Genomic DNA, 18,880 nt, shown 5'->3' with positions numbered 1-18,880 from the left:
GATCGCCGACGGTGTGGACCTCATGCGGAGCTGTCACCGATCGTCGTGTCCACACCGGGGGTGCGGCCGTCTCAGCCGTGGCGGGTGTGGACGTCAGCGGTGGGTGCGGCCGGTGATCGTGTCCACACCCGGCGGCGTGGTCGTCTCAGCCGTGGCGGGTGTGGACGTCAGCGGTGGGTGCGGCCGGTGATCGTGTCCACACCGGCGGCGCGGCCGTCTCAGCCGTGGCGGGTGTGGACGTCAGCGGTGGGTGCGGCTGGTGATCGTGTCCACACCTCGATGCCGGGCCTCCTACGGGCGGGTGGAGAGGGTCGTGATCACCCGTTCGCGCTGCGACGAGCCCATCGCGGATCCGGCCACCACGCCGCCCCACCAGATCGCGACCGCGTAGATGGGCACGAAGATCAGCGCGGGAAGGACCCAGGGGCCCTCCAGGAACACCGCGGCAGCGACGAGGGCGGCTGCCGGAGCGAGCACGATCCCGCTGGCCAGCATGGCGATCATCTGGCCGATCATCGTCGCGCAGCCTTGGCCCTGACTGCCGCCGGAGAGGCCCGTCGGCGAGTCCGGCAGGGGATAGGGCGCCAGGATCGAGCTCACCGCTCCCACGGCGAGGACCGGGGCGAGCCCGACGAGGCCTGCTGCGGCGCTCAGCGGCACGTAGACCCAGCCGCCGGTGGCGAGGGCGAACCCCACGGCCGCGACGGTGGCCGGGACGACGGCGAGCAACGTGATCGCGAGGTGCTTGCCGATGAGCTCGGTGCGCAGCCTCCCCGCCATGAGCGGCAACCAGATCCCTCCCCGGTCGGCCCCGAGCAGGTTCAGGGCCTGCAGTCCGACGACGAGGGTGATGCCGACGGTCACGAGGGCGACCTCGGGGGGGAGCTCCGCAAGGGGGGCCGCCGGTGAGAACCCCGCCGCGGTGAGGATTCCGGCACCGATCGCGACGACCGCGGCCAGGGAGACGAGCAGCATGCCGATGCGGCGCTGGGGTTCGCGGCTCCAGCTGCGCAGCTCGCGGGCGCAGGCCGCACCGATCGGGCCCTCGGGCAGGAGCTGGGCCAGCGCGCGCGGCTCGAGGTGCAGCCCGCCCTGGGAGACGCTCGCGGTCCCGCCGCTGGCCACGGCGTGCTCGAGTGTGCGAGCCCACCATGCGAGACACAGCAGCAGCAGGGCCGCGACGCCGGCGAGCCAACCGAGCGCCGCGAGGGCCTGGCCGGCCGCAGCCGCCTCCGCCGCCCTCGCTGCCCAGGCCGTCGGCAGCAGGCTGACCGCCTCACCCACGCCAGCGACCGTCTCCCGCAGATCGACGTCGGCCTCGGTGCGGACCCAGATCTGGGCCAGCACGGCCGCCAGCGGGCCGATGGCGGTCACCCCGACCATGACGAGATCGCGTCCGCGCCGGGAGCGCAGCTTGTCGGCCAGCCACGTCACCATCGCGCGGGACAGCAGCAAGCACAGCGTGAGTTGGGCCACGAGGGCCACCAGCCCGATCGCCCAGCCGAACGGGCCGCCGGCACGGGCGACCGCGATACCGGCGCCCGCTAGCAGCAGGAACGTCACGACGGGAGCGAGGCCGATCGCGCTGGCCGCCAGCAGACCGATGACGAGCGTGCGTGGGCGGAGCGGCGCGGTGCGCAGCCGAGCGGGGTCCAGCGTCTCGTCGGTGCCGAACGCGAAGGGGGCCATCAGACCCCACCCGATTATCAAGGCGGTGCCGAGCGCCGCGAGCAGGCCCGGGGCGTGCGCGGCCTCCGTTCCCGAGAGCCAGACGGCGGCCCCGATGGAGACCGGGATCAGGAAGACGATGCCGAGCGCGAACCCGATCGCCTGCTGGGCGGATCGCTTGAACGAAGCGGCGAGCAGGGCGAGCTTCAGCCGAACGAACGTCAGAGCCATGAGAGCCCGATCTCGCCCTGCTCTGCGTCGACCAGATCGGCGAACACCTCGTCGAGCCGGCGACCCCCGCGAACCTCCTCGGTCGGACCCTGGGCCACGACGCGGCCCTGGTGGATCACCCCGAGGTGGTCGCACAACCGCTCGACGAGCTCCATCACGTGGCTGGAGAGCACGATCGTGCCGCCGTTGTCGACGTGCTGCTGGAGCAGCCCGCGGATCGTGCGCGCGCTCACGGGGTCCACGGACTCGAAGGGCTCGTCGAGGAAGAGGACCCTGGGCCCGTGGATCATGGCCGCGGCCAGCCCGATCTTCTTGCGCATGCCCTGGCTGTAGTCGACGACGAGCGTTCCCGCGTCCGGGGACAGTTCGAGCACGTTCAGCAGCTCGGTGGCGCGGGCGCGGGCCGATTCCCGGGTGAGCCCGAAGAGCTGACCGGTGTAGGTGAGGAGTTGCATGCCGGACAGCCGGTCGAACAGCCGCGGGTCCTCGGGCAGCACCCCGACGATCGAGCGGGCCGCGACCGGGTCCTCCCAGACCTCGACGCCCTCGACGAAGACCTGCCCCGAATCGGGTCGCAGGAGGCCGGTGGCGGCGCGCAGGAACGTGGTCTTGCCCGCGCCGTTGGGCCCGACGAGGCCGAACAGCGCGCCGCGAGGCACGGCGAGGTCGACGCTGTCGGCGGCCACCGTGGTGCCGAAGGTTTTGCGCACCCCCCACGCGGCGATCGCGTGCTCCGGCGGGGGACGTGTCTGTGCGTCGGTCATCGGGGCGGTCTCCGTCTGCGGTCCGGGGCCCGGCCTTCGGGCACAAGCACGTTAACGCGAATGGTGGAGAATCTCACGGGATGAGTGAGCCGGCTGCGACAATCGTCACAGTCCGAGCTCCCGTGCCCCCTGGGGTACCGGCGTCAGCAGTTGATCGACGGGAGCGTGTTCGTCGACGAGGGGGTCGGCGTCCCCCGCCCAATCCGCGGCGTTGCCCCGCACCTCCCAGTCGAGGTCGGCGCGATCGATCGCGGACCCGAGACCGTCGAGGGGCGCGTCGCTCGCCGCGAGCACGAGGTTGCCGCCCTCGGTGCCGTCGAGCCGTTCGGCCGGGCCGAGCACGGCGGCGTGCTCGAAGGCCTCGGCGAGCGTTCGCGCCTGCGCCCGCGCGAAGGCCTGCGGTGGGTGGTCGATGAGGTTCATCGTGTAGAGGCCGTCGTCGGCCAGCGCGGCCCGGACGTCGGCGAGGAACTCCTTCGTCGTCAGGTGCCACGGCACGGCGAGGCCCCCGAACGCGTCGCCGACGATGACATCGAAGTCCGCGTCGCCCCGGCCGGCGAGGTCGAGGCGCGCGTCGGCGACGACGACGTCCACGGGTTCCTCACGGGGCTCGAAGCCGAAGCGGTCGATCGCGAGCGCCTCGAGGGCCGGGTCGATCTCGGCGACGACCTGGTCGGTGCCGTGCTCGGCGGCGAGGTAGCGGGGAATGGTGAGGCCCGCGCCGCCGATGTGGTAGCCGTGCGGTGGGTTGGATGCCTCGGATTCGATGGCCGCGACGATCGCGCGGCTGTAGTCGAACTCGAGGTGGGCGACGTCGTCGACGTCGACGTAGGAGTGCCGCAGCGCGTCCATGACGAGCGTGCGCCCCGACTCCCGATCCGGGTCCTCCTCGATCTGCACGCAGTGGTAGGCCGACTCGAGCTCGCAGGCCACCGGGGTGAGGCCGGTCAGGGCCGCGGCCGCGAGCGCGGCGACGCCTGCGGACGCGAGCCGGCGTCGCGGCGCCAGCCACCACCAGAGCGCGATTCCGGCGACCACGAGCAGGCCGCCGAGGCCGAGGACGATGGGGCGAGTCGCGAACGCGGCGAGGAGCACGAAGCCGGTGAGGAACGTGCCCAGGATCGCCCCGGCCGTGCCGAGCGCGGAGAGGCGTCCCACCACCGTGCCGGTCTCGTCCAGGGTCGACAGCTGGAGCTTCACGACCGTCGGGGTGACCGCGGACAGCACCGCGGCGGGCGCGAAGAAGCCGAGCGCGGCGAGGAGGAGGATCGAGACGACCTCGCGGCCGGCGAGCGCGGGCCCGAACAGGCCCACGATCGGCAGGACGAGGAGCGCGAGGATCCCGCCGAGCGCGATGGTCGGGCCGAGCAGGTGCCGGGGGTCGATCCGGTCGGCCAGCCGTCCGCCCAGCCAGGTGCCGATCGCGATGCCGGCCAGCACCGTGCCGATGATCCCGGTGTAGGTCTGCAGGGTGTCGCCCACGTACGGGGCCAGGACGCGGGCGGCGAGGATCTCCAGCACGAGCACGGCACCGGAGGTGACGAACACGAGGAGACCGGCGAGGAACGCGGGCATGGGCGACAGTATCGGTGCGATGTCCGGTGTCGGCAGCCGGGTCAGGTCCAGGCAGCCGGGTCAGCCCCAGGCAGCCGGGTCAGCCCCAGGCAGCCGGGTCAGGCCCAGCTGTCGCCGTCGCGGTCGACCTCGTCGACGATGCCGACGATCACCGCCCGCAGCGGGCCCCGGTCGAGCCCGGCGATCATCCGCGCGGAGTTGCCCTCGTCGAGGATGAGCACGGTCTCGCCGGCGCCGGCACCGACGAAGTCGCTCGCGATGACGTAGCCACCGGTGGGGTTCCCGTCGTCGTCGAGGAGGTCGCACAGGAGGAGGCGGTGGTCCTCGAACAGCGGCGCCTCCACGGTCGCGACGACCGTCGCCGAGACCTTGCCGATCTTCATGTCGGCCTCCCGCGCTTCGTGTCGCCCCCGTGCTTCGTGTCGCCCCCGTGCTTCGTGTCGCCCCCGTGCTTCATGTCGCGCCCCCGCGCACGTCCTCCACGGCGTCGACGATGCCGACCACGGCGTGGTCGACGGGCACGAAGGTCTCGCGCAGTGCCTGCGCCGCCTCGCGCGCGCCCACGACGTAGACGAGCTCGTCGGGACCGGCCATCTCGAGCGCGTCGGCGGCCACCAGCGGGGTCCCCTTGGGCTGCTGGCGGCGGTCGAGCGGTTGGACGAGCAGAAACCGCACACCCTCCAGCCCGGCGGCCTTCACCGAGGCGACGACCGTGCCCCGCACGCGCGCGAGCTGCATCAGTCGACCCTCCCCATCAGTCGACCCTCGCCGACCGCGCCCATCAGTCGACCCTCGCCGACCGCGCCCATCAGTCGACCCTCGCCGACCGCGCCCATCAGTCGACCCTCCCGGGGATCCGCGGGGCGAAGCGCGCGTCGGCGGTGAGGTTCTGGTCGGTCTCCTCGTGCAGCTGCGCGATCACGACGTGCTCGATCAGGTCGCCGGCGGGAACCCGAGCGGTGCCGATGTCGACGCCGGCCTGGACCTCCGAGACCGTGCCTCCCAGCAGTACGTAGGCCTTCCCCCCGAGGTCGTCGGCGAGCCGCAGCTCGCGCAGCACGACCTCGGCGCCCTTGACGGCCGCGTCCGCCGACTCGATCGCCGACGCGACGGTGCCGGTCTCGATGACCCCGAGCGCCTCGTGCGCGGGCCGGCGGACGCCCTGGATGGCCGCGACCACGTCCTCGTGCACGTCGGGCAGGAACACCAGGCCGACCATGGCGGCGCCCGCGGCCTCCTGGCCGGCCTCCAGGGCCTCCTCGACGTCGGCGGTCTCGCCGGCGAGCAGCACGAGGTACTTGCCCGGGTGCACCGTTCCCGCGCGCATCACGTCCAGCGGCGAGCGCTTGACCATCGCGTCGGCGGCGGCGATGCCCCGTGCGACCGAGTCGAGCTCGCAGACCGCGACCGAGGGTTCCATCGCGCTAGACCATCCTCAGCGAGCCGACGATGGTCATCCGCCGCTCCCGCGAGAAGGTCTGGGGCCGGGTCAGCCCGTCGCCGGTCGGGGTGGCGATCGAGAAGGAGCAGAAGCCCTCCCCGCCCTCGCCGAGACCCGCGTAGCAGGGGCCGTTGGCGACGAAGATCGAGCAGTTCATCGCTCGGCCCATGCGGGTGATCCGGCCCACGTCCGAGGAGTGCATCGAGGCGGTGTGGCCGAAGCGGTGCTCGGAGCGCACCGCCAGGTCGATCGCCTGGTCGACGTCGCGCACGCTGGTCACCGGCATGACCGGCATCATCTGCTCGGTCCAGACGAGGCTGTGCTCGTTCGGCACGCGGGCCACCGCCATGCGCACCTCCGGGCCGACGCGCACGCCGATCTCGGCCAGGATCGCCTGGACGTCCTGGCCGACCCACTGCGGGTTGATGCGGCCCGGCTTGTTGGGCTCACCGAGCTCGCGGAAGATCACGCGCTCGAGCCGGCGCAGCTCGTGCTCGGCGAGGACGTAGGCGCCGCTGCGCTCCATCGCCCGCACCAGCGGGTCGGCGATCGAGTCGACCGCGATCGTGGTCTTCTCGTCGGTGCAGATGATGTTGTTGTCGAACGAGCCGCCGGCGACGATGTCGGCCGCCGCCTGCTCGATGTCGGCGGTCTCGTCGACCACCGCGGGCGGGTTGCCCGGCCCGGCGGTCACCGCGCGCTTGTCGGTCTTGAGGGCCTCACGGACCACCCCCGGACCCCCGGTCACGAGCAGGAGGCGCACGTCCGGGTGGTTCATGACCTCCTGGGCGCTCTCGATCGTCGGCTCGGCGATCGTGGTCACGAGGTCCGGCGGGCCGCCGGCGCGCATGATCGCCTCGTTGATGAGCCGCACGTTCTCGGCCGAGACCTGCTTGGCGTTGGGGTGGACGTTGAACACCACCGCGTTGCCGGCCGAGACGATCGCGATCGTGTTGTTGATGACCGTCGACGTGGGGTTCGTCGTCGGGGTGATCGCGGCGACGATGCCGAACGGGGCGAACTCGGTGACGTTCATCCCGCGGTCGCCGGTCTCGGCGTCGAGCTCGAGGTCCTCGGGCCCGGGCGTGCGGGTGGTCACGAGCCGGTTCTTGCGCGTCTTGTCGTCGGCCCGGCCGAGTCCGGTCTCGGCCTGGGCCATCTCCGCGAGCCGGTCGCCGTGCTCGAGCATCGCCTGCCGGACCGACGAGATGATGCGCTTGCGGGCCTCCAGGCCGGCGCCGTCGAACGCCGCGAACGCGCGCCCCGCCGCCGACAGGGCGTCCTGCACGCCCGCGTGGACGCCGCCGCCGGCGGAGACGCCGGGCGACGCCTCGAGCGCCTGCTCGCCCCGCAGGCGGGCGCCGTCCGGCTCGCCGTCGTCACCCACCCGACGGCGAACCCGCTCGATGATCGCCTGGATCTCGTCAGGCTGGAGCCCGCTCATGCCTCATCCACCGTCCGGTACTTGTGGAATCGTTCCTGGCCACCCACGTCCCACGTGTCGACGATGGCCATGACCACCGCGTCGCAGGGCCGGTCGCGGGTGGTCTCGGTCTGGCGGGCGGAGCTGCCCTGCGCGACCATCACGACCTCATCGACCCCTGCGCCGACGGCGTCCATGGCCACGAGCGACTGCCCGGTCTCGTTGCCGTCGTCGTCGAGCGTGCGCACCAAGAGGAACTTGATGCCCTCGATCGTCGGCTCCTTGCGGCTCGCGACGAGCGTGCCGGCCACCTTCGCTAGGAGCACGCGCGCCTCCTTCCGTCACCGAGGGCGCCCGGTGCCGCGATGCGGCGGCTGACCGTCATCGGTCGGCCTACGCGTCGCTGCCGGCGCCGACCTCCGCCGCGGCGCCGCGCCCGAGGGGCAGCACCTCGTCGACGTTGGCGTGCGGGCGGGCGATCACGTGGCTCGTCACCAGCTCACCGACGCGCTCGGAACTCTGCACGCCGGCCTGTACCGCGGCCTTCACCGCGGCGACGTCGCCACGCACGACGGCGGTCACGTACCCGCCGCCGGTCTTCTCCATCGACACCAGCGAGACCTTCGCGGCCTTCACCATCGCGTCGGCGGCCTCCACCATCGCCGGAAAGCTCCGGCACTCGATCATGCCCAGGGCCTCAGCCATCGCTCTGCTCCTTCTGCTGCTCGGGGTTCGCGTTGCTGCTCGGGGTTGTCGCGGTACTTGCTCGAGGGATCGCGCTACCGCGAGGGCTCGCGGCCGTCCAACCCCTCGAGCGCCGCCACGGCCGCCTGCCAACCGACGTCGATGTCGCGCTCCTCGCCACCGAGGTAGACGCGACCCTGCGAGCCGAACGCCCGCACCTCGAGGATGTTGACCTCCGCGGCCTTCTCGGCCTCGTTGGCCGCCAGCGCCGCGTAGGCCGCCGGCTGGCACTCCAGCACGTACAAGGTCTGATGGCGGATCAGCATCTGCCCGTGCCGCATCCGGTTGATCAGCTGGGTGTGGTGGTCGTCGACGTGCCGGATGATCTGGCTCGACAGGATCTGCGGCTTGATCCGGTCCTGCTCGGCCAGACCGATGGAGTCGAGGACGGCCGCGCCGGCCTCGCGCGTCTCGGACTGCTCCGGCGCGTGGACCTCGAGCAGCCCGAAGACCCGCTCGACGATCTGCATCCCGGGCTTGACCGTGGTGGACTTCACCGCGACGTCGGTCAGCCGGTTGATCTCGATGCCCGGGGCCACCTCGATGAAGAGGGAGGCGTCGCCGGCGACGGGCAGGAAGCCGGGCGCCACCGTCCCCAGGAACGCGGCGTACTGCGGCTGGAGGTTGTCCAGGAAGCAGTACGCCCTGAGCTCGACATCACCACTGCTCATCGGTTCTCCTTCGGCCTGCTCATCGCGCCTCCCATTGGCCGGGTTCAGTACCCGCCGTCGCCGTCGCCGCCGGTCATGATCTGCACGCCCGCGGACGCTCCGATGCGCGTCGCGCCGGCGGCGAGCATCGTGCGGATGTCCTCCTCGGTGCGGATGCCCCCCGACGCCTTGAGTTCCATGTGCTCGCCGACGGTCTCGCGGATGAGCAGCACGTCGTAGGCCGTCGCCCCTCCGGGTCCGAAGCCGGTGGAGGTCTTGACGAAGTCGGCGCGCGCCTGCTTGGCGAGGTGGCTGGCGACCACCTTCTCCTCGTCGGTGAGGTAGGCGGTCTCGATGATCACCTTCAGCCGTCCGCGGGTCTCGTGGCACGCGTCGGCGACGCCCTCGATGTCGGCGCGGACGTCGTCGTGATGGCCGCTCTTGAGCGCCCCGACGTTGACGACCATGTCGATCTCGGTCGCGCCGTCGCGCAGTGCTCGGCGCGCCTCGAGGGCCTTGGTCTGTCGCGTCGTCGCCCCGAGCGGGAAGCCGACGACGGAGGCGACCTCGACGTCGGTGCCGCGCAGCAGCTGCGCGCAGCGGCGCACCCAGGTGGGGTTCACGCAGACGGCCTTGAACGAGAAGCGCAGCGCTTCGTCGCAGAGCTGATCGACGTCGTCGGCGGTCACGTCGGCGCGCAGCAGCGTGTGGTCGATGTAGGAGGCGAGGTCGTCGGGCACGTCGTGTCCGTGCCCGTTGTGGGCGATGCGGTCGGCTCCGGTGTCGACGATCTCGCGGACCTTCTCGGCCGGGTCGGTGGCCCGCGTCCCGGTGCAGTTCGGGCATCCGGTTCCACCGGCCTGATCGGTGCTCGACCCGTGGCGGGCCTCGAGCGCCCGCACGACCTCCTCGGTCACCGTCTCGACGAGCCTGTCGCGGTCGCTTCTCACCGCTGCCCCCTCAGGTAGCGCCCCTCGTACTCGGTGATCTTGTTCACGCGCCGCGCGTGCCGCTCGCCTCCCCACGGGGTGGCCAGCCACGCGTACACGACCTGCAGGGCGAGGTTCTCGCCGAGCAGCCCCGCCCCGAGGGAGAGCACGTTGGCGTGGTTGTGCTCGCGGCTGTTCTGCGCGCTGGAGACGTCCCAGCACGTCGCGGCCCGGATCCCGGGGACCTTGTTCGCGGTCATCGCGGACCCGATGCCCGCGCCGTCGACGACGATGCCGACGTCGCAGCTGCCGTCGGCGACGTGGCGGGCGACCGCGTGGGCGAAATCGGGGTAGTCGGCGGACTCCGTGCTGTGGGTCCCGCAATCGGTGACGGCGTGGCCGCGGTCGCGCAGCTCGGCCGCGAGCCGCTCCTTCAGGGCGAACCCGCCGTGGTCGGCGCCGACCGCGATCCGGTCCGCGCCGGCCGCGCCGCTGCGCGCGTCGGCCTCGCTGCGGGCGGCGGCCTCCTGGGAGGCCGGGTTCGACGCGTCGCCGAGGACCTCGTCGACGACCGCCGTGACCAGGCCGCGGATCTCCTCCCGTGACGGCTCGCCGCTCACGCGGGGCCCTCCGCCGGCCGGCTCACGCGGGCCCCTCCGCCGGCCGGCTCGGGTGGAGCTCGACGCGGTACTCGTAGTGCCCGCCCAGGAAGCGCAGTCGGGACCACTCGAGCGGCTCGTCGTCGGCGGTGTGGGTGACCCGGTGGATCAACAGCAGGAGGGTGCCCGGCGCGCACCGCAGCAGCCTGGCGCTCTCGTCGTCGGCGATCGCGGGGTTCACGGTCTCGATCGCGCGGGCGAGGCGGAGGCCGAACGGCTCGTCCTGCAGCACCGCGTAGAGCGACCAGTCGCCGTCGGCGGGGTCCGCCAGCAGCTGGTCGTGGGGTTCGAGGCGCGCGATCGGCAACCAGGTCTCGGCGGTGCCCACCGGGCTGCCGTCGGCGAGGAAGAGCCGCTGCAAGCGCCGGCAGGGAGTCCCGACGGCGGTGCCGAGGCCCTCGGCGACCTCCCCGGGGGCCTCACGTACCTCGGACTCGAGGAGGCGGTGGCTGGCGTCGTAGCCCTGCTTGCGCAGGAGCTCGGAGAACGACTCGAGGACCGGCAGGTGCTGGATCTTCGGGGTCCCGACGAACGTGCCCTTGCCCTGGACGCGCGTGACGTGGCCCTCGGTGGCGAGGTCGGCCATCGCCTGGCGGATGGTGCTGCGGGACACGCCGTACCGTTGCTCGAGCTCGCCTTCGGTGGGGAGCCGGTCGCCCGGTCGCAGGCCCCGCTCGTGGATCTCGGTGAGCACGGCCCGCCGGAGCTGGACGTGCAGTGGCAGCCCCGATCCCTGGTGGATGGCGGCGCCGACGGCGGGGGGATCCTGAGTCATCATGATGACGTGATGAACCTAGTCGTCGGCCGCCGGGCTCGTCAAGTGCGGCTACGCTCGGGTGTCGACTCGCGCCGCCAGCGCGGGCACCCGATCCCAGGAGACCGACGTGAGCACCGAGACCTCCTCCCTGAGCGGCGCCCATCCGCACGAACTCCCGCCGGCCGACGGTGACCCGGTCGTCGATGCCACCTACACCGAGGTGGCCGAGGACGCCGACGACACCGTGGAGTCGCACCACACCTCGATGCGCGAGATCACCGAGCTGTGCAAGCGCCGCGGGATCATCTTCCAGTCCTCGGAGATCTACGGGGGACTGCGGGGCGCCTGGGACTTCGGTCCGCTCGGCGCCGCGCTCAAGGACAACGTCAAGGCCGCATGGAAGCGACACATGATCCAACTGCGCGGCGACGTCGTGCAGCTTGACGCGTCGGTCCTCATGCACCCCCGGGTGTGGGAGGCCAGCGGGCACATCGAGAACTTCACCGACCCGCTGACCGAGTGCCGCACCTGCAACGCGCGGTTCCGCGCCGACCAGGTCACCCAGGGCGACGCCTCCACCTACGAGTGCCCGCGCAGCGACTACTCGCTCTGCGAGTTCGGCGAGCCGCGCCAGTTCAACCTGTTGTTCCAGACCCACGTCGGTCCCACGCAGGAGTCCGGCAGCGAGGTGTGGCTGCGGCCCGAGACCGCGCAGGCGATGTTCGTCGACTTCGCCCACGTGCAGCTGACGAGCCGCCAGAAGGTCCCGTTCGGGATCGCGCAGGTCGGCAAGTCGTTCCGCAACGAGATCACCCCGCGCAACTTCATCTTCCGGGTGCGCGAGTTCGAGCAGATGGAGATGGAGTACTTCGTGCGGCCCGGCACCGACGAGGCGTGGCACGAGTACTGGATCAAGCACCGCTGGGACTGGTACACCCGCTACGGCCTCCGCGCGGAGAACCTGCGGATCCGCCCGCACGCCTCCGACGAGCTCAGCCACTACGCGAAGCGCACCGTCGACGTGGAGTACCGCTTCCCGTTCGCCTGGTCGGAGCTCGAGGGGATCGCGAACCGCACGGACTTCGACCTCGGCGCACACGCCGAGACCAGCGGCAAGGACCTCACGTACTACGACGGCGAGCGCGACGAGCGCTATCTGCCGTACGTGATCGAGCCGGCCGCGGGCGTCGACCGCGCCGCGCTGGCGTTCCTGATCGACGCGTACCGCGACGAGCAGGCGCCGGCCGCGAAGGGCGGGACCGAGCGGCGCGTGTGGTTGCAGCTGCATCACGCGCTCGCGCCGGTGAAGGTCGCGGTCCTGCCGCTGTCGCGCAACGAGAAGCTCGTGCCCACGGCCCGCGAGGTCGCGGACCTGCTGCGCCCGCGGTTCCCGATCGAGTACGACGACGCCGCCTCGATCGGCAAGCGCTACCGCCGCCAGGACGAGATCGGCACGCCGTTCTGCGTCACGGTCGACTTCGAGACCGTGGAGGATGACCGGGCGGTGACCGTGCGCGACCGGGACACGATGACCCAGGAGCGCGTGGCGATCGACCAGCTGTCCACGTATCTCGACGAGCGCCTCGACCTCACGCCGTAGACGAGCGCTTCGACCGCACCCCGTGATTGCGAGGTTCGCCCCCGTAGTCCTCCCTGACGGCGCACCCCTGGCGGCCTGTGCTGGCGGGGGTGAGCTTCCCGACGAGGTCCGGACGGTGTGGACGACTCCGCAGGTTCCACGCGCGGAACCGTCCACACCGTGCGCGGAGAGCCGTCGCCTTCCCGGCGGTGTGGACACATCGGGGAGGTGGCGCCGCCGGGTCCGTCCACACCTCGCGCGCACGGGCCCGACGTGGTAGCGGTGTGGACACCATTGGCACTTGCGGTGTGCGGTCGTGTCCACACCGCCGGCAAGCCCGTGTCGCGGCGCTGGTGCAGGCCGCCGAGGCGCTTCCGCGGTCGTCGCGGCCTGGGCGTCGGCGCTGGTGCAGCCGCCGAGGCGCTTCCACGGCCCGTAGCGGCCTGGGCGTCGGTGCTAGTGCCAGCCGCCGAGGCGCTTCCACGGGTGCGTGGCGGCCTGGACGTCGGCGCTAGTGCCAGCCGCCGAGGCGCTTCCACGGGTCCGGGGGTTCGTCGCGCCCGCCGGGTCGGCGCCCCCCGGAGTCGCCGAAGCCCGGGGGGAGGTCGCGTTCGTGGGGGCCGGCCCCGGGATCCTGCTCGCGCGGGCGGACGAGCAGGTGGGTGAGGTCCCGCTCCATCCGGGCGGTGCGTTCCAGCAGCTCGGCGAGGGCCTTGGCGGCCCAGGCGGCCAGCCGCAGAGCTGCGCCGGCCACGAAGGTCAGCACCCAGGCCACGACGGCGAACCAGCGCTGGCCCTCCATGAACAGGACCCCGCCGGCAACGACACCGGCCACACCGGCGGCGTAGACGAGCGCGTCCGCGACGCGGGCGGCCACGATCAGCTCGCGTGGTTTGACCTGCTCCATGGGGTTGCCTGCCCTTCGCGTCGTCATCGTGGTCCCGAACGCCCGATTCCGGGCCGTTCTGGGCCGCTTCGGGGCTCCCGATCCCTCGTTGCCTGCTGGTACCATGCCCAGTGTGATCGAATCGTTCGACATTCGGGAGCGCGCGGAAGCGGTCGAGCGAACGAGCCTGTCGACGTGGGCGGCGCTCTCCGGCGAATCGAAGGGTCGGGATCGCTACGAGGACCCGGATCCGATCCGGACGGCCTTCCAGCAGGATCGGGACCGGCTCCTGCACGCGGACGTGTTCCTGCGGCTCGCGGGGACGACCCAGTCGTTCGTCCCGGCCGAGCCCACCGCGCAGGTCCTCGACGTCGTGCCACCGTGGCGGTCGCGGCTCGCGCACAGTCTCGCTACGAGCCAGCTCGCGCGCACGATCGCGCGGGCGCTGCGCCTCAACGAGGACCTCGCCGAGGCCGTCGCGCTCGGCCAATCCGTGGGCGCCCCGCCGTTCGGGGTGGCCGGCGAGCACGCACTCGCCGAGGTCGCCACCGCCGGGTTCGACGTCGGCGAGCAGAGCCTACGCGTCGTCGAACGCTTGGTTCGCGACGGGCGGGGCCTCAACCTCACGTGGGAGGTGCGCGACGGCCTGCTGCACCAGACCTGGCCCCGCTCCCATGCGGCCACGCACGAGGGCCAGGTGGCGGCCCTGTCGACGTGGGTCGCGGGCAGCCTCCACGATCTGACCGGGGCCCTGCGAGGCGAACTCGTCCACCTCGACGACGTGCCGGCCGAGGTCCGCACCGGTCTCGGCGCCGGACACGGCACCAGGGTCGCGGCCGTGGTGACGTCGGCGGTGCAGGCCAGCGCCGAACGGCCCGAGATCGCGCTGACCCCGCCGGTGGAGGCCGCGCTCGGGACGCTGGAGGCGTTCCTCGACGAACGCGTCCACGGACGCCCGGAGGCGCGGGCCGAGGCCGGGCGGGCCGCGCACTGCCTGCAGAGCCTCGCCATCGAGGGGGCGACCAACCCTGAGAGCCTGCCGGGCCGCGACGGCGACGTGACCGAGCAGCGGGTGCTCGACCACCTCTGCCGGCTCACCGACCGCGAGGCGCGCAGCGCCTTCACGGAACGCTTCCTGCCGCGCGGGTAGCCGCACGGGCGACATCCCCACAAGCCGGCGGCTCGGGTTCGGCGACGGCCGGGAGCGGCTGCGTACACTCGCGCCGGAGCATCCAAGTCGTGGCCTTCAGAGGGGAGCGGGTGGCCGGTCGCATCAGCTCCGGGGACATCGAGGCGCTGCGCGAGCGCGCTGACCTCGCGTCGGTCATCGGGGACTACACGGGCCTGAAGCGCGCCGGGACGCGGTACAAGGGCCTCTGCCCCCTGCACGAGGAGCGCACCCCGTCCTTCACGGTCGATCCGGCGCGCGGGCTGTGGCACTGCTTCGGCTGCGGGGAGGGCGGGGACGCCTACAAGTTCCTCGAGAAGGTGGAGGCGCTCACGTTCCCCGAGGCCGTGGAGCGGCTGGCGCGCCTCACCGGCTACGAGCTGACCTACGAGGACATGTCGCCTGGCCAGCGCAAGGCCCTCGGCCGGCGGACGCGGCTGACCGACCTGGTGGGGGAGGCGGCGCGCTTCTTCCACCAGCACCTGTTCACCGACGACGGCTCGGCGGCGCGCACGTACCTCAAGCAGCGCGGGCTCGACCGCGAGGCGGCCGAGCACTTCCAGCTCGGCTGGGCTCCCGACCGGTGGGACGGGCTGGTCCGCCATCTCACGAACGCCGGCTTCGGCCAGGCCGAGCTGGTCGACGCCGGCGTGGCGACCCGCGGCCAGCGCGGGCTGCTCGACCGGTTCCGCGGCCGGCTGATCTTCCCCATCTTCGATGCGAGCGGGCGCGACGTGCTCGGGTTCGGCGGCCGGGTCCTGCCCGACCGCCCGCCCACGACCGCGCCCCGCGACGGGGAGCCCCCGAAGTACATCAACTCGCCCGAGTCCGAGATCTACGTCAAGAGCAAGGTGCTGTACGGCCTGAACTGGGCCCGGGCCGAGGCGCAGCGCCGCGACACGGTGCTCGTCGTCGAGGGCTACATGGACGTGATCGCCCTGCACCGGGCGGACGTGCGCAACGCGGTCGCGACCTGCGGGACGGCGCTGACCGCCGAGCACTTCCGCCAGCTCGAGAAGTTCGCCCGGCGGGTCGTGCTCGCGCTCGACGCCGACGACGCCGGATTCGCCGCCGCGGACCGGGCGCGGGCGCTGGCCGAGGAGGCCGGGGTGCGCGAGGTCGCGGTCCTGCCGCTGCCCCCGGGTGAGGACCCCGCCGACCTGGCGGCCAGCGGGGCCGAGCGGGTCGAGGAGGCCCTCGCCGACGTCCGCACCGCGATCGAGTTCCAGATCACCCACCTGCTGCGGACCGCGAACACCAGCACCCCCGAGGGTCAGGTGGAGGCCTACCGGCGGACGTTCCCGCTGCTCGCGCGGATCGGCGACCGGGTCCTGCGCTACCGGTACATCCGCGACATCGTCGCCCCGGTCGTGAAGCTGTCGGCGGACCGGATCGAGGCCGAGCTCGACGCGGCCGACCAGGAGCCGTCCTCGTCGACCGCGGTGGAGGTCGCCGCGGCCCCTCGTCCGTCCGAGCCCCGCGACCCGCAGCTGCGGCTCGAGCGGCAGGTGCTGCAGCTCGCGCTGCAGCGGCCCGACCTGCTGCCGCCCAGCTGGTCGAAGGTCGGCGAGCACGATTTCACCTCCCCGGCGTCGCGGCAGTTGTTCGTGGCGCTCGCGGCGGCACCGAGCGGGGGGCTCGACGACGTGCTGGAGGCCCTGCCGGACGAGGACACCCGGCGACGCGTGCGTGCCCTGGCCCTCGCGGACCTGCCGACGTCCGACTCGGCGCACGCCGCGCAGGTGATCGACGCGCTGCGCCGCGCGGCGATCGACCGCGAGATGGCGGAGGTCCGCGCGCGCATGGACACCCAGCGCGAGCAGCTGTCCACCGACGAACGTCGATCGCTGGCCGCCCGGATCGAGGAGCTGCGTCGCCGCCGCGACGCGATCCGCGACGGCCACGAAGGGGGGTGAGCCCGCTGACCGCTGCCCGTGTGTCCCCAGCCAAGCCGGGTGGCCTCGACCCCGATCCCGAGCAGGCCCGCCTGCGCACTCCCGCCGAGGAGGCCGATCTCGCCAAGCGGGTCGCCGCCGGCCAGGAGGCCTCGCGCCTGCTGCGCGGGGCGGATGCCGCGGCGTGCCCTCGGCGGCTGGACCGGGTGCGGCGCGAGGGCGACCGGGCGCGCACGACGTTGGTGGAGGCCAACCTGCGGCTGGTCGTCTCGGTCGCGAAGCACTATCGAGGGCGCGGCCTCGCCTTCGCCGACCTCGTGCAGGAGGGCAACATTGGACTGATGCGCGCCGTCGAGCGGTTCGACCCCGCGCGGGGCTACCGGTTCTCGACCTACGCGACCTGGTGGATACGCCAGGCGATCGTCCGCGCGCTCGCGGACCAGGGGCGCACGATCCGGATCCCCGGGCAGGTGCTCGACGAGTTGCACCGGGCGCGTCGCGCCGAACAGCAGGCCAGTCAACGCCTGGGCCGGCAGCCCGAGGTGGAGGAGGTCGCCGCGCTGACCGGGATGACGCCGGAACGGATCCGCGAGCTCGACGGCCTGCGCCGCGAGTGCGTGAGCCTGCAGACCCCGGCCGACGAGGGGGACCGCGAACTGGTCGACGTGCTCCCTGATCCCGACGTGCCGCAGCCGCCCGAGACGACCGACCGGGTCCTGCTGCGCGAGCAGATCGAGCGGCTCCTCGCCGAGCTGTCCGACCGCGAGCGACGGGTCGTGCGGTGGCGCTTCGGGCTCGACGACGGGTACCCCCGCAGCCTGGAGGAGGTGGGGGCGGCCTTCGACCTCCCGCCGGATCGGGTCCGCCAGATCGAGGGCAAGATCCTCTCGAAGCTGCGCCACCCCGCCCGGGTTCGAACGATCAGCGCCGGCGACCCGACGGGCTAGCGGATCACCGGCCCGTGGTCGGGTCGTCGGACCCGTCCCCGCCGCGCTTGACCGAGTCGGTGATCCGGCTCACGCCCTGCGTGGCGCGGTCCTCGAGGCGGCCGCCGGCCTTGCCGGCGAGGTCACGGACCTCCCCGGACAGCTGCTGCGCGGGTCCGCTCGAGCTGAGGCGCTGGTACATGCTGCGGATCTGCTCGTAGCGCTGGCGGCCCGCGGCCGCGCCGGCGATGTAGCCGATCGCGAGGCCGAGCACGAGTCCGAAGCGGAACAGGCGCATCGCGGCTCCTCCCTGGTTGCCGTACCGGGTTCGTATCCCGTTGCGCGTAGTCTCACACGACGGGGGCGGTCCGCGCCCGCCCCGGAACGCACCACGCCCCGCCCGAGGGGCTCGGGCGGGGCGCTTCCCGGCTCCGGGGGCCGGGCTCGAACCGGCGACATCTCGCTTAACAGGCGAGCGCTCTGCCAACTGAGCTACCCCGGAATGGCGTCCACGAGTCTAGCGTCTCGCGCCCGTCCGCAACGGCGGGGTGCCTGCGCGCCGCACCGGTGGCGTGCCCCGATGCCGCCGATCGCATAGGATACCTGCGCGGACACGGAAGAAGCTCAGATCAAACGGGGGGAGCATCATGCGGGTCATGATCGGTGTGGGGGTGCTCGCGGGCCTCGCGTTGCTCGCGGTGGCGTGCGCGGGTGAGGGCGGAGCGGCGGAGCGGGTCGCCGAAGCCGCGGAGGCCACGGGCGACGAGACCGCGCGGCTGAGCTTCGAGGTCGAGACCGAGGGTGGTCCCGACATGGCCGGGCCGATGACCATGGACGGCGAGGGGGAGATCGACTTCGCCGAGCACCGGATGACGATGCGCACCGACCTCGGCGCGATGATGGGGGCGCCCGGCCAGGACGGCATGGACGAGATGGAGATGCGCATGATCGATACGACGATGTACATGCGCATGGGCGACATGGGCGAAATGATGGGCCTCGACGCGGAATGGATCCGCCTCGACCCCGAGGCGATGGGCGTGGATCCGGCCGCGTTGATGGACGCCCAGCCGGACTGGGACCCGGGTGCGCAGCTCGCCGTGCTGAAGGAGGCGGCCTCCGAGGTCGAGGAGGTCGGCGAGGAGGAGGTCCGCGGGGAATCCGCCACCCGGTACGCCATGGTGGCCGACCTGGCGGAGGTCAGCCTGGAGGACATCGACGACCCCGACACACGGGCGGCGCTCGAGGAGCAGATGGACGTGACGGGGTTCGACGAGCTGCCGATCGACGTCTGGGTCGACGAGCAGGAGCGGGTCGTGCGGATGGAGATGACCGTGGACTTCTCGGACGTCGATCCCGAGGAGCTCGCGCCTGACGCTCTCCCCGATGAGGGCCCCGAGCAGGCCGACGTGGACGCGATGGTCGACGAGATGGCCGACATGACCCAGACGACGCGGATGGAGTTCCACGACTTCGGCGCCGACGTCGACATCGAGGAGCCCGAGGACGCCGTCGACTTCGAGGAGGCCTTCGGGGAGATGCCGGGCGCCGACTTCTGACCCGGCATCGTTGGCGGGATCCCTCG

At 72.6% G+C, this 18,880-nt stretch carries 20 protein-coding genes and 1 tRNA gene; 5 read left to right on the top strand and 16 right to left on the bottom strand.

Going from position 1 to position 18,880, the window contains the following annotated elements:
• Positions 1–291: 291 nt before the first annotated feature.
• The 13 genes from ER308_RS02930 to ER308_RS02870 all read right to left on the bottom strand — a co-directional run bounded on the left by ER308_RS02930 (position 292) and on the right by ER308_RS02870 (position 10,862).
• A complete protein-coding gene (locus tag ER308_RS02930) occupies positions 292–1,899 on the bottom strand; it encodes a hypothetical protein (RefSeq protein ID WP_131153616.1) in 1,608 nt (535 codons plus the stop codon).
• Positions 1,890–2,663, bottom strand: a complete 774-nt coding sequence (locus ER308_RS02925; protein ID WP_131153615.1) for an ABC transporter ATP-binding protein — start codon at positions 2,661–2,663, stop codon at positions 1,890–1,892. The genes ER308_RS02930 and ER308_RS02925 overlap by 10 nt, the downstream gene beginning before the upstream one ends.
• A 105-nt stretch (positions 2,664–2,768) precedes the next feature.
• Entirely contained in the window at positions 2,769–4,238 is a 1,470-nt protein-coding gene (locus ER308_RS21315) for a fused MFS/spermidine synthase (protein ID WP_165491771.1), read from the bottom strand.
• 98 nt (positions 4,239–4,336) lie between these two features.
• Positions 4,337–4,621: a EutN/CcmL family microcompartment protein gene (locus tag ER308_RS02915; RefSeq protein WP_131153614.1), complete on the bottom strand. Its 285-nt coding sequence runs from the start codon at positions 4,619–4,621 to the stop codon at positions 4,337–4,339.
• 70 nt (positions 4,622–4,691) lie between these two features.
• Positions 4,692–4,976 (bottom strand): EutN/CcmL family microcompartment protein, encoded by a 285-nt coding sequence (locus ER308_RS02910; protein WP_131153613.1) that lies wholly within the window; start codon positions 4,974–4,976, stop codon positions 4,692–4,694.
• Positions 4,977–5,073: 97 nt separating this feature from the next.
• The gene (locus ER308_RS02905; RefSeq protein ID WP_131153612.1) at positions 5,074–5,658 is read right to left on the bottom strand and encodes a BMC domain-containing protein; all 585 of its coding nucleotides are present in this window, start codon (positions 5,656–5,658) and stop codon (positions 5,074–5,076) included.
• Between the two features lie 4 nt (positions 5,659–5,662).
• Positions 5,663–7,123, bottom strand: a complete 1,461-nt coding sequence (locus tag ER308_RS02900) for an aldehyde dehydrogenase family protein (protein WP_131153611.1) — start codon at positions 7,121–7,123, stop codon at positions 5,663–5,665.
• Complete coding sequence (locus ER308_RS02895; protein ID WP_131153610.1) at positions 7,120–7,428, bottom strand: EutN/CcmL family microcompartment protein; 309 nt, start codon at positions 7,426–7,428, stop codon at positions 7,120–7,122. The genes ER308_RS02900 and ER308_RS02895 overlap by 4 nt, the downstream gene beginning before the upstream one ends.
• 67 nt (positions 7,429–7,495) lie before the next feature.
• Positions 7,496–7,807, bottom strand: coding sequence for a BMC domain-containing protein (locus ER308_RS02890; protein WP_131153609.1), 312 nt, complete (start codon positions 7,805–7,807; stop codon positions 7,496–7,498).
• A gap of 74 nt (positions 7,808–7,881) precedes the next feature.
• The gene (locus tag ER308_RS02885; protein WP_131153608.1) at positions 7,882–8,517 is read right to left on the bottom strand and encodes a hypothetical protein; all 636 of its coding nucleotides are present in this window, start codon (positions 8,515–8,517) and stop codon (positions 7,882–7,884) included.
• Between the two features lie 44 nt (positions 8,518–8,561).
• Positions 8,562–9,446 (bottom strand): deoxyribose-phosphate aldolase, encoded by an 885-nt coding sequence (gene deoC / locus ER308_RS02880; protein ID WP_240731934.1) that lies wholly within the window; start codon positions 9,444–9,446, stop codon positions 8,562–8,564.
• The gene (gene rpiB / locus ER308_RS02875; protein WP_205745866.1) at positions 9,443–10,045 is read right to left on the bottom strand and encodes a ribose 5-phosphate isomerase B; all 603 of its coding nucleotides are present in this window, start codon (positions 10,043–10,045) and stop codon (positions 9,443–9,445) included. Before rpiB ends, deoC begins: the two co-directional genes overlap by 4 nt.
• Before the next feature lie 22 nt (positions 10,046–10,067).
• Positions 10,068–10,862 (bottom strand): GntR family transcriptional regulator, encoded by a 795-nt coding sequence (locus ER308_RS02870; RefSeq protein WP_131153607.1) that lies wholly within the window; start codon positions 10,860–10,862, stop codon positions 10,068–10,070.
• A gap of 199 nt (positions 10,863–11,061) precedes the next feature.
• Between ER308_RS02870 and ER308_RS02865 the strand changes: the two genes are divergently transcribed.
• Positions 11,062–12,441, top strand: a complete 1,380-nt coding sequence (locus tag ER308_RS02865) for a glycine--tRNA ligase (protein WP_420826240.1) — start codon at positions 11,062–11,064, stop codon at positions 12,439–12,441.
• 490 nt (positions 12,442–12,931) lie between these two features.
• Here the strand turns inward: ER308_RS02865 and ER308_RS02860 are convergent, their stop codons facing one another.
• On the bottom strand, positions 12,932–13,327 hold the full coding sequence (locus ER308_RS02860) for a hypothetical protein (RefSeq protein ID WP_131153606.1): 396 nt from the start codon (positions 13,325–13,327) through the stop codon (positions 12,932–12,934).
• A 112-nt stretch (positions 13,328–13,439) separates the two neighbouring features.
• Between ER308_RS02860 and ER308_RS02855 the strand changes: the two genes are divergently transcribed.
• The 3 genes from ER308_RS02855 (at position 13,440) to ER308_RS02845 (ending at position 17,316) form a co-directional block, all read left to right on the top strand.
• Positions 13,440–14,456, top strand: a complete 1,017-nt coding sequence (locus ER308_RS02855) for a deoxyguanosinetriphosphate triphosphohydrolase family protein (RefSeq protein ID WP_131153605.1) — start codon at positions 13,440–13,442, stop codon at positions 14,454–14,456.
• Positions 14,457–14,545: 89 nt separating this feature from the next.
• Positions 14,546–16,390: a DNA primase gene (gene dnaG, locus ER308_RS02850; RefSeq protein WP_165491770.1), complete on the top strand. Its 1,845-nt coding sequence runs from the start codon at positions 14,546–14,548 to the stop codon at positions 16,388–16,390.
• Entirely contained in the window at positions 16,387–17,316 is a 930-nt protein-coding gene (locus ER308_RS02845) for a sigma-70 family RNA polymerase sigma factor (RefSeq protein ID WP_165491769.1), read from the top strand. Before dnaG ends, ER308_RS02845 begins: the two co-directional genes overlap by 4 nt.
• 4 nt (positions 17,317–17,320) lie before the next feature.
• Here ER308_RS02845 and ER308_RS02840 read toward each other — a convergent pair whose 3' ends face one another.
• Positions 17,321–17,593: a YtxH domain-containing protein gene (locus ER308_RS02840; RefSeq protein ID WP_131153602.1), complete on the bottom strand. Its 273-nt coding sequence runs from the start codon at positions 17,591–17,593 to the stop codon at positions 17,321–17,323.
• Between the two features lie 131 nt (positions 17,594–17,724).
• Positions 17,725–17,797 (bottom strand) — tRNA-Asn (locus tag ER308_RS02835).
• 154 nt (positions 17,798–17,951) lie between these two features.
• Between ER308_RS02835 and ER308_RS02830 the strand changes: the two genes are divergently transcribed.
• Complete coding sequence (locus tag ER308_RS02830; protein WP_131153601.1) at positions 17,952–18,854, top strand: SCO4651 family lipoprotein; 903 nt, start codon at positions 17,952–17,954, stop codon at positions 18,852–18,854.
• The last annotated feature ends 26 nt before the right edge of the window (positions 18,855–18,880 follow it).

The sequence above is a fragment of the Egibacter rhizosphaerae genome, from assembly GCF_004322855.1.
GTDB lineage: Bacteria > Actinomycetota > Nitriliruptoria > Euzebyales > Egibacteraceae > Egibacter > Egibacter rhizosphaerae.
Note: the sequence above shows the minus strand (reverse complement) of the source record. Positions and strands in the feature narration are given on the sequence as shown.